Here is a 12,067-nt window from a genome sequence, read left to right on the forward strand (position 1 = left end):
CCGGAAAGAAGCGGCTTCCCAAATCAAAATCCCGATACTTTACTTTTTACGTATCCCCTTCGTAGCAACCTTTTTACCTGTACCGGTAGCCGCGATCTTTTCGACAGGTTTACCGGATGAAGCGCGTTTCACCCGTTCGCCTTCCAAATACCGAACCACCGCATACTTGGCAGCGGCAATCGTCTCCCGGTTCACTTTTTCAATGACACTACCACGAGCCACGTCCTCGGTCGTGCAATATCCCTCCAGAAGCAACAACTGTACGATCATATTATTGATATTCGTTTCTTCACTATATCCCTCTGCGACATACAACTGTTCCATATGTTCGGCGAATTCACACGCAAATTCCGGATAATTCGGCAAACTCATCAATTCCTCGAACGTCTCGCTGAAACTACTCAGTTCGATATTCAGATTGGGATTCACCAACAAAGGACTGAATTCTTTCTTCGGGTCTACAGGTACAAAATCCACCAGATTACTCATATCTACCTTACGGTCGATATCGTCCATCCGGCGATAGTCGGCTTTCTTCATGTTCTCCAGCTGATAGATAAAGAAATTATATCGCCACAATTCCGAACTATTCATTTCTCCTTTGAAAATAGGACGATATTTCTCGTTCAGCAGGCGTTTCACGCAAATTTTCCCTTCATTGATTTCCGGGCGGGTAATCCGTACCTCTTGAATCATCCGTTTCAGCTCCATAGCGGCTTTCTGAGGTCCGGTAATCTCCCGGCCTTTCTTGCCGATCTCCGTTGAAAGCATACCACATTGAATATTCCGGGCTTTCCCCTTACCGTCGCTCCCTCCGCGCATGATTTTCACCAGGTTCATCACCGATTCCAACTGTCCTTCCTCAGCAATAAACGGTTGCCCTCCCGGAGTACTGGCCAGAGAATCGAAAATCGCACTGAACATCTTCCGGTCGATCATCATTTCCCGGCTTTCTCTTTCCCCATACGATACGGTAGCAATAAACCGGTTCTGTATCATATCGAAAGAGACCGTTTGGATGGTATACCCAACCCCGTCCCGTTTAAACTGCTTACCGCCGAAAATCTGACCGACTACTTCCGTAATATCGATCTTATCCAATAATTTGAACGAAGAAGCCAGATAATATTGCTTTTCATTTTCTACATAATCCCAATCTAAAATATCATCCAGATAATTACCATGACGGGCAATCACATCTACAATATTCTTATCTGCCGTATAACGCTTCAAGGTACGCTGGAAATTAGGACCATCCTGACTGGTCGCTTTCTCTTTCCTCTCCCCATGGGCATCCATATACAACAGGAAATTTTCAGGATTGTCCACCCGGGTTATACCTGCTTCCTCCTTCGAATAGTTTCCGGCACTCAGCATGATATCGATCTTATAAGGCATCGTGATATCACACATACCGCTCACCGTGCTCCGGGAATTGAGATCTTCGACATTACTGTCGGCACTACTTTCAAACAGATACTTATAATACTTGATATAATCCGGGTCGAAATCCGTCGTCCGTGAGAAATCACCGACCTCTGTACCGATCCCATACAGATTACCTTCGGCATCCTGAAACTCATGGAACATATCGCCCGCAATCAGTTTTACCGAACGGACCCCCTCGAGGTTATTCCGCAACCATTTCAGGATAAAAGCGGCGATCATTTCCGACTTCCCTACCCCACTATCCCCATTGATCTCGATAACAAAGATACTACCGTCGTTTTCTTCCACGGCAAACAAAGAACCGTGACGCGGATTACCGCCGATCTCTTTAATTTTCTCATTGATCACCGTCAGACGTGGTTTCTTGACATCCCCGAAATAATCTACCTTCTGTTTCAACGGCGTAACGATCGTCTTGATGTTCCCGTTCGGCCCCGGTATATCGAAATACCCGATCTGCGGGAAAGAAATCAGCTTTTCGGGAGCCCCCAGGAAACTGATCACATCCGGGACGAACCGGGTGATATCTTCGATCGGAATGTCTTCGGTATAATTCAGCCGGTAGTTATCGGTCAGGTATTTCATATATCCCTTCTGGAAAATCACCAGCTCCTTCACCATGCCGTGTTTCACCACCTTACAGCGATAATCGTCCGAATCCATATTGGCGATAAACCGGGCCAAACGACCGATAAAAAAAGACGAATCGGGCCGCAAATCCAATAGCTTCAAATAATCGTTCGGTCCTGCCTCCCCAAGCCGCTTTTTCGAAATAGTCCCCGGACGATCCACTTTGTGGAACGGATATTCCCGTTTCTTAGCATCCGTAACGATACGGGTATGCTCCTGCACCGGCTGCTCGGAAGAAATGACACCGCATTTCTGCATCAGTTCGTTGATCCAGGCGATCCGTCCATCTTCGAAAGTCTCCAGCACCTTATTCTCCATTTCAAAATCTTTATAAATAGAAATACCGTGCTGTACCATCTCGTTGACACTGGAATTTTGTTTCATAAAAGCCGTCTCCACCAGCCGGACCATCGTATGGGTATAGCGCTTGTAATAATCGGTTCCTTTTGTCCGCTTGATCATGCTGATATAGAACAACACCACTTTCCGGCTCACCCGGTGGATCTCTTTCTCAGCCACCTTAATATCCCGGCGCCGCATGATATAATCGTTGATTTCCTTCAATTGGGTGGGTAATATCTCGGTGATAAACTCCTCTGTAAACATCTTCACCTCCCTGTCCGCACAAGCTCCGATCTTATCGCTGAAATACTTCAATTTGGCCGATACCAGCCGATAGAAAGAATGATCGTTATGTAATAAATACAGAAACAGGATCTTATCGGTTACCGGCAAATTTTCTTTGTTCATCCCCGAAGCGATCGAATCCATCATATACCCCATACACTTCTGAGCCAGCAACGTCTCTTTAAATTCGGGCAGAGCGCGGAGACGGTTGATAAATTCATCTACCCAGATTTGCAGGTTCAGGTCACTCAACCGAATACCGGTGATTTCCTCGAATGTTTCTCCGGCTACCCGGACAATCTCCTTGCGGCTGGGTTCGAGGCTGTCTTTTTCAAACGGCAGATTGAAATGCAATAAAATTTCCCGGATATATTTCTTGATAATCACATTGATTCCTTCCAATTTCGATTTATCCAACTCCGGATTTCCGGTTGCATCGATAGCTAAAATCTTCACTTTACTATCCGAGAACAGAAGATGCTCCATTTCAATCAGAATTTCCCGCATCACATTTTTCTCCATCGGATCGTCCAGTACATTATAGTTGGGCTGGAACGTCTTCTTATTAGTGATATATTTCAGGATCACCGCCTTACTGTATTTCGAACTTACCGTATTGAAATCCAGGTCGGCAATGGCCGGCACTTGCTTATAAATCTGTGCCAGTAAATTTTCATATACCTTCGTAAAAGCAGCACTCCGGATAAACTCGAATACATCCCGGCAAGAACCGATCTTGTCGCCATGTAATTCGATGACCGAATTTACCGACCGGTCGATCGTCGTAATGCTCACCCCGCTACGCTCGGGAGAGGCATGGTACAAGGTCCGGATATCACGGATCTGCAAAGAAGGCGCTTTGTCTTTCCGGTATTTAGCGGATAAAGGATAATCGCCGATAATCGTATCGATCAATTCCTGAATTTTAGTATAAGCGAAAATCTCATCCAAAATCGTATGGCTTTCCACCTCCTTATAAGCCGCATCCAACCGCTTAGCCGCAAACAGTGTCCAATATTTCATAAAAATGGTAAAACCGTCTTCCAGTTCATATTTAAACACTTGCTTACTCTCCTCGGTATCGGCAAGAAAACCTCCGATAGCAAAGCGGACCAAACCGGTAGGATAGGGCACAGCAGCAATCCCCCGGTGTAACGCCAGATATTGGCAGAAACAAAGCAGATCGGCATAAGAAAACCCTTCCCCCACCCGGAAGTTAAACAAATAAGAACCATCCGAAGGCAACCAACTGACTTCCGTCCCTTCGAATTCAGCTACAACCCGTTGAGCCACCTCTTTTGCCCAACTCATCCGTAACATCGATTCTGAACGGAAATTCTTATTCACCCGGAAACGGTTCAGATTTTCCACCAACCGTCTCTGGTAATAAACGAAGAAAGGTTCGTTATGGTATTTAAAATCGTCCGGCAGGGCCAATATATCCAGTTTATCCAAAGCTACCAGCTCATCCAGCAGGAACAGGTACAACGGGCTACCTTCAAATCCGGCGGTCTTATGCAACTGACGGTTTGCAACACTATTGGCGTTCGATTTTTCAATCCGTCCGATCTGTTCATTGATAAACCGGATCAGTGTCTCTTTGATCTTAAAGCGGGAAGCATTTTTCGGTAACTCGCTTTCCAGCGTATCTTTTATTTTTTTAGCTACCTGTGCCGTCTCCAGCAAATTATTCAACATCAGTAAAGAGTTGTTATTGCCGTGCGAACAGGAATTCAGCTGACGCACAAAAGCAGCGACCGCAGCAGCCTGAGGGGTCACCGCTAAAGCCCCTAACCGATCGCCCGTAGCCGACAAATTCTTGGTGGTCGATAACGATGATACCGCCCGGATATTGGCCTGGGCATTGATATTATTGATGATATACCGCGAGATCGTACGCCATTTCGGCATATGTTTATCCGTAACCTTCACACTGTCGGCATAAGCTTCGTCGAGAAAAAGAGTAATCTTACAAGTATTCATCAGTTTCAGGAACGAATTCAAAGCTTCGGTATTGAAATCCGTATAACCGGTCGGATTATTCGGATCGTTGATCAGAATCGTCGTATTCTCACAAAACAAATCCCAAAGGCTGCCACTATCGTCGAATAAAGCCAGCGTCGATTTGATACGGAGTAATTTATCCGTCAGCCGTTCATAGGCTAAACGCCCGTCAGGCAAATTCTCGATTTCGATATCGAAAGGATTGATATCGAAAGTATCGTCAGGCAGCAAATCCTTATATTCCCAAGCCTGCATCGCATTGTAAATAATATAAGGTTTCGGCTTTCCATTGGGATGAAACAACAGATCCCGGATAATCATCTGTACCGAATCGGAAACCGAAGTCTGTTCCAGATTGCCTAAAGCCGATAAGAATTCTTTCACGATTTGCTGATCCTCCACAGGCAAGGCCCGGTATTTTTCCCGGATCCCCAGGTCATTGAGGAAATTATCGTAACGGCCTTTATTGTTAGCATCATTATCTATCTTCGTGATATAAGCCTGATATTTCTCTAAAAACAGGTTGATGCCGAAATTCTTATGAAAGTGATTCTTCAGGGTACGTTCATAATTGCTGGGGATAATATTCAGGATCAACCGGCAAGCTTTATACACCTTATCTTCCAGTCGGTGCAAAGGCTTTTGCAGCAGATAACGTCCATAAGTACGGATCTGGTTGCGTCCGCCGCCTTCCAATACACTCAACACCTGAATCTGGGGGCAATCCGAATAAAAGTATTGCCGGATCCGGCTTTCGAATTCATCGATCAGTTCACGGGTTTGTGCCTGTCGTTTTTCTTCTTTATGGCAATTCTCCAGAAAATAAATAAAATCCCGTAATTTTTCCAGGGAATATTTATCCTGAACGATCTTCCTGGAGAACATATCCAGTTTAAACACATTCAACCGTTTCACCGCATCCCCGGTAGTCCCGATCTGTTCGGTCAGAATCTGATTGATCTCTTTCTCGTAGGCTTTGATTTGCAGCTCGATTTTTTCCCGGAATTCTGACAGGAAAGAGGGATTCACATTTTCCAGAATCAACCGCAAGTTCAATTGCGTATTGGCCGGAGAACCCAATTTCTTGGTATGTACCTTATTCAGTGTATGGATAATCCCGTTATGAAAACAGAACACCAGAGAGGTATTGGAACTCCTCGATTCCCGCGAATCGTCGACAATCACCAGACGGGTCAGCAGAGGAAACCATTTTTCACCGGAGAAAGGATTCACCCGCATATGCCGGGCTTTCACCACAAAGACCGAGGTTGTATCCACCCTCATCTGTTCGAACAATTCTTCGGTAGAAGGATTCTCCAACACTTGTACACTATTCTTACCGAATACTTCTCCCCGGAGCAGACTGACCGCTTTATCGGCATTTCCCGAAACCACCGTCGTAATCATACCGTTCAGTCCCTTGAAATTCACCGCCCAACGCATCCGGTTGAGAAAGTCGGCCTTCTCAGCCCCGGTTGTATAATGGGTACTCTGGCCGATCATCTGCTCCAAAGTATCCATCAAATAATTCCAATGCGCTTCGTTCAGGTCACCGGTCACCCCGATCACATCCCGGTATTTCCGCAAATCGCGTACCTGCCCGCCCAATTGTACCTGGGAGATAAACTCGATATGGCTACTGCGCACAGGAGGAGTTCCTACCGAAAAATCATGAGTGTCTTTAATATTTTTCAAGAGAACTCTGGAATCAGGACTTACTGCTTCGGTATCCAGGAACTCATCGATCTTCTTCACAAACTCTCCCCGCCTTCCACTCAATTCGAAAGCTTTGGAAGGATGATGCGGACAAAGCATCAAAGCAACATCCGTATATCCCGGAATATCTTCCCGGAACTTCAACAAATAACGGTTGATCTCCGACTGCTGGACAGCCGGGTCATCGGGTTCTTCAAAACAAAGCTTCACAAAACTGGTCAGATTGTCATAAATATGACGCGGCAAAAAAATCTCTGCCCGTTCCCCTAACGATTCGTAAAGATTCAGTAATTGTCGGGCCTCATTACTCAGAAATGCCCTCGGTTCTCCTTTGATTTTCATTGTATGGTTTTAATTTCTACTCTTTTTTTCATGACAAAACCGGTCAGTTCGAACCTCTTCACTTTTATCGCAAAAAAAAGCCCGCCTTTCAGCGAGCTTCTTTATTCTATTATATTTTCCCCTATGCCAACAGAAGCCCGCAACGTAACTTTACGTTTAAAATTATTGTCCGTCAACTTCATCATTACAGTCATCATAGGTTTCTGTCTTTCATATTTTCAGGTACAATATTAAGAATTAATATACGAAAACCGGCCGGTTTGTTAAAGAAACGTGAAAATTTTAAAGGAAAACGTTTGAGTAAACTTTCCTTCCAACAACTGTATAATATTTAACAATAAAGGACGGAGACGGGGGTACCGGGCTATTTTCCGACAAAAAAGAGAATCGCAATAAAATCCACTTTATCACGATTCTCTCTTCAACCACAAAAACCCAGTCCTGAATCAGGCCATTAATTATTCCCCGGATTTTGTTCCATCAACTTATTGGCATTGATTTCGCTCGAAGGAATCGGATAAATCCGTTTATAAGGCAAATTGGCTTTATACAATTCGGGATCGGCGGCAGTAGCCATTTTTTCAGCCACAGCCCGATTGGTTTCCAGAAGTTGATCCACTCCCATCCGCCAGGTAGCGTACCATTCATGCCCATTCTCGAACCCCATTTCCAGTATCCATTCCTGATAGATCGTCTGTAATATATCGGTCACTCCCGTAATAGCCGGTAATCCATGACCGGAACGTAAAGCATTCAGGGTAGCCAAAGGATCTCCTTTCCCGGTACGGGCTTCACATTCGGCTTTCATCATATAAATCTCTGAATAACGCATCAGGTAAGTGGGCATTGTTCCTTCTGCATTCGAAGCTTTCCGAATCGTCTGCTGAGGTCCGAAAACATCCCCGACTCCATTTTTCAGGATAACCGTTTTCCGGGGATCGTCCCCGACCAGTTCCATAAAAGACTCCGTAGGTCCCCATTTCCCCTCATTATAATACGCCTGTACCCGCGTGGCCTGATATTTCACTTCATCTGTCCCTGCAAATCCCCGGGTATAGATCAGCTCCTGATTAGAAAAATCAGTAAAAACAGCCGAATAGGGGGCCACCAATGCCCGTTCTCCGTCACCGATAAACGTATTGGCAGCCTCTAAAGCCTCACTGTATTTCCCCATATAGAAAAGTACTTTCACTTTAAGAGCCTTGGCAGCCATTTTCGACGCAAAATCCGAAGAAGTAAAATCCGGGGCGTTCGATATAGCATACTCGATATCCTTCAGGATAAAATCATACGTCTGCTGAACCGTCGAACGGGCTTTATAGACATCATCGGAAGTAGGGGGAGTCTCCCGGATGATCATCCCATATTTACTGTCCAATTTATCATATTCCCCGAACATCCTCAACAAATCGAACATATACCACCCCCGCAGAAACCGGATCTCTCCCATCATGGTGGTTTTCCGTCCATCGGTAAACAGATTATCGCTCATTCCTTCCAAAACAGCCAGTAATTTCGTCGACGAATTGATAATCGTATTAAAAGCATCCCAAAAAGGAGTATATGCCGCCCCCACCAGATTCAGTTCCGGCAAACGGTTTTCGATATAATAGATACTCACAACCACGCCGGGATTGTCGTTTCTTTGCAAAATACCGGCAGTCATTGCATGATTTCCGATCGACATATAAGACTCATACCCGATCTGTTCTCCATAAATACCGGTCAAAGCGGTTTCTGCCGACTTTTCATCCGTAATCGCATTATCAGGAGTCAGATTATGCGGAGGCTCCTGGTTCAGGACGTCCGTAATCTGGCAGGAAAACAGCAGACTACCGACCATCAAAAGGATAAATATCTTTTTCATAAGCATTCGTGCTAATAATTAAAAATTAAGTCGTAACCCGATTGTATAAGAACGGACACCCGGATAAATATCACTATCGTAATTTCCTCCGTAGTTAGCCGTAGCACTACCTACCGTTGCCGGATCGATTCCCGGATAGCGGGTGATAGTGAAAAGATTGGCGATAGCGAAATATACCTGTCCCCCTTTGTAATACCTGGCATCCCACAATACCGGCAAATTGTACTGGATCCGCAAATGCGACAGCTTCAAATAAGAAGCTTTGTGTACTTCCAGATTATTCGTCGCCGGAACCGGATCGTCGACATATAAAGCCGGTAAACGGGAAGACGTATTCTGTTCGGACCAACGGTTGTAAAGGTTATAATCGATCAGGTTGTTCAACGAACCGGAAATATTTTGCAAAGTATTGTTATACAAGCGTTCTGCACCTACCGAATAATTGAACATCAGATACAGGGATAAATCTTTCCAGGACACATTGGAAGAAAATCCCCCCTGAAATTTCGGTTCCGGATTAGCAATGATCACCCGGTCTTTCACGCTGATATGCCCGTCTCCATTCACATCCCGGTAAATAATCTGTCCCGGTTTGGTCTCGCTGCTATAATAATAAGTGGCAGTCCCGTTACTCAGCTCCTGTGCCTTTTTATTATATTCCTCGATCTGTGTCCAGGACTGGAATATACCGTCGGTCTGGTACCCCAGAACAGCTCCCACCGGATGTCCTTCGGCCAGTACTTCGGTACCGCTTCCCTGTACCACACCTTTACCGGCCCAATCCTGTGCCCCTTCGGATACCAAAGATTTCACCTTATTGCGGTTAACGGCCAGATTAAAAGTAACGTCCCATTTCACCTCCGTCTCCCTAAAAATCTTTGCATCGACGATCCACTCGAATCCCTTATTCTGTACCCGTCCGACATTTTTATACATCCCGCTGAAGGGTTGCAGTGAAGTCGGAAAATCGATATACCACAACAGGTCGTTGGTGTTCTTATAATACCAGCCGATAGATCCGCTCAACCGGTAATCCAGCAAAGCATAATCGACAGCGATATCGAATTGCTTGGTCCGTTCCCAGCGTAAATCGTTATTTCCCAGGGTTGTCGGGATAATTCCCGGTTTTCCCAGAAAATCGTTCGGGCCATAAAGATCCTTATTGTTATAATTACCGATATTCTGTGTTCCCGTCACTCCGGCCGAAAGCCTTAATTTCAATTCGTTCACTTCTTCAATATCCTTCATGAAAGGTTCCTGATCGATTTTCCAGGCAAAAGCCCCCGAGGGGAAAAAACCGTATTTATTGTGCGAACCGAATTTCGACGAACCGTCGAAACGAGCCGTAAAAGTGAAAAGATATTTTTCCATCAATTGGTAGTTAAACCGTCCGAAGACCGAAATCAGTCCGTTTCCGGACGAATTCCCGCTTACATCGTAAGGAGTTGTAGCGCTACTCAGGTTATTCAAGATTTTGTCCATCGGAAAATCGACACCGGTAGCACTGAAATCACCAGCCTTGTAACGCTCGAACGAGACTCCGAACAAAGCATCCAAAGCATGTATCTCCTTAAATGTCCCCTCATATTTCAATGTATTATCCCAAAGGGTACGTACCGATTCGCTACTTCCCCGTACAGCTTTACCGGTATAATTGTTATAATAATTACCTTCCTGTAAAAAACTGGGATAATATTGGTGGGTGAAATTAAAGTTCTTAGCTACAGAGAAAGTTGAACGAAAACGAAGTCCCGGAATAATCTGGGCCTCTCCGAATACCGTCCCATTAAACCGATAAACATCGTTCCGGTTGGTAATCTTCGTTTTGGCCACCGGATTATCTGTCGTACCGATCTTATAATAACTACCGTCCTCTGCATAAACCGGGACATCCGGACGAAACTGTTTGATCTGCCACAACCCTTGTCCTTCCTGGGATTGATCGGTATACGCCAAACTTACATTGGTACCGAATTTCAATACCGAAGTCACATCCCAATCCAGGTTGATCCGCCCGGTATACCGTTTCAGGTCATCCCCTTTCAATACTCCATTTTGGAAACTCATCCCGAAGGAAGTAAAATATTTCAGTCTTGAACTTCCTCCCCTCACCGAAAGCTCCACACTGTTCGTTGAAGCTTTCTGTGACAATAGTTTATACCAATCTGTATCGGCATCCTTCAGGATAGTCCCTTCTTTAATGCTCAAAGCCGTTTCATTGGTCGGATCCACTTTTAACGTATTGATTGCAGCATCCATCATGACATTCCGGAATTCATTCGCATTCAATATGCTGAAATTCTCTATCTGGGTATCGAAATTGGTAAAATACTTCAGATTCAGCTGAGGCTTTTCATTCTGTATCCCCCGTTTGGTTGTAATCAATACCACGCCATTAGCGGCCCTCGACCCATAAATAGCCGCTGCCGAAGCATCCTTCAATATATCGATCGACTGAATATCATCCGGGTTTATGGCGATCATATCGGCTTGTTCGGCCGGAATACCGTCGATCACATACAAAGGTTCATTGGTACCTTCCAACGAAGTGGATCCCCTCACCCGGATCTTCACCGGTTCACCGGGTTTCGCCGAAGCCATAGACACCTGAACCCCCGGCGCTTTCCCCTGCAAGGCAGAAGCGACATTCATCACCGGTTCCTTTTCCAGATCAGCAGCCCCGACAGAAGATACCGAACCGGTTAAATCCCTGAGCCGGGTAGTACCGTACCCGACCACCACAACCTCGTCCAGCTTCCTGGCTTCCGGCTTTAAAGTAAAATTATAAACCTCGATTCCCGGCATAATCGTCTTCTCCGCCTCTGAATAACCGATAAATGAAGCACTCAACGTCTTCGCCTCAGGGTTTATCCGCAAGGTATAATCCCCGTTGACATCGGTAGCCACTCCTACCATAGTCCCCTTTATCCAAACATTCGCCCCCACAATCGGAGCTCCGTTCTCATCCGTTACCTTACCGTGAACAACCCGCAACGTTTCCGCATTCTGTTGTTTGTCCCTACTGCCCGGAACCCTAGCCACCGACTGTCCGGGAAGCAATAAAAGCCATACCATTCCGAAAGCTACAGATAGCCATATCGACCAACCTCCGTGTCTTCCTTTCAAAACCGTTTTCTCCATTTCTTGTCTCATAAATTTTCCAGGTTAGAAAGATTCGTTTTTTCACTAGTATTCGCATTTTTTATCAATAAGGTTTGGAAAATCATCAACAAAAAAATTCCCTTATCCGTCACCGGACAAGGGAACCCCTTTTTTAGCTTTTCTTTCCTACCGCTAACTTATAGCTTCTTCGATTACTCTTTTAAAATCCATTTTCACTTCCTGCAAATTTTTTCCTCCATAGGTCAGGGATTTTTCACCGACCCGCACAATACCGAAAATCATCTTTTCTTCCTCGTCATACTCCTCATA

The 12,067-nt window shown here is 45.2% G+C and carries 3 protein-coding genes; all 3 read right to left on the reverse strand.

Features of this window, described 5'->3' with window-relative positions:
* Nucleotides 1-39 precede the first annotated feature (39 nt).
* The 3 genes from WS34_RS03305 to WS34_RS03315 all read right to left on the reverse strand — a co-directional run bounded on the left by WS34_RS03305 (nucleotide 40) and on the right by WS34_RS03315 (nucleotide 11,788).
* The gene (locus tag WS34_RS03305; protein ID WP_046403143.1) at nucleotides 40-6,768 is read right to left on the reverse strand and encodes an aminotransferase class I/II-fold pyridoxal phosphate-dependent enzyme; all 6,729 of its coding nucleotides are present in this window, start codon (nucleotides 6,766-6,768) and stop codon (nucleotides 40-42) included.
* A 454-nt stretch (nucleotides 6,769-7,222) separates the two neighbouring features.
* Nucleotides 7,223-8,635, reverse strand: coding sequence for a RagB/SusD family nutrient uptake outer membrane protein (locus tag WS34_RS03310; RefSeq protein ID WP_162609993.1), 1,413 nt, complete (start codon nucleotides 8,633-8,635; stop codon nucleotides 7,223-7,225).
* A gap of 18 nt (nucleotides 8,636-8,653) precedes the next feature.
* The gene (locus WS34_RS03315; RefSeq protein WP_195203574.1) at nucleotides 8,654-11,788 is read right to left on the reverse strand and encodes a SusC/RagA family TonB-linked outer membrane protein; all 3,135 of its coding nucleotides are present in this window, start codon (nucleotides 11,786-11,788) and stop codon (nucleotides 8,654-8,656) included.
* Nucleotides 11,789-12,067 lie beyond the last annotated feature (279 nt).

The sequence above is a fragment of the Odoribacter sp. N15.MGS-14 genome (assembly GCF_000980245.1).
GTDB lineage: Bacteria > Bacteroidota > Bacteroidia > Bacteroidales > Marinifilaceae > Odoribacter > Odoribacter splanchnicus.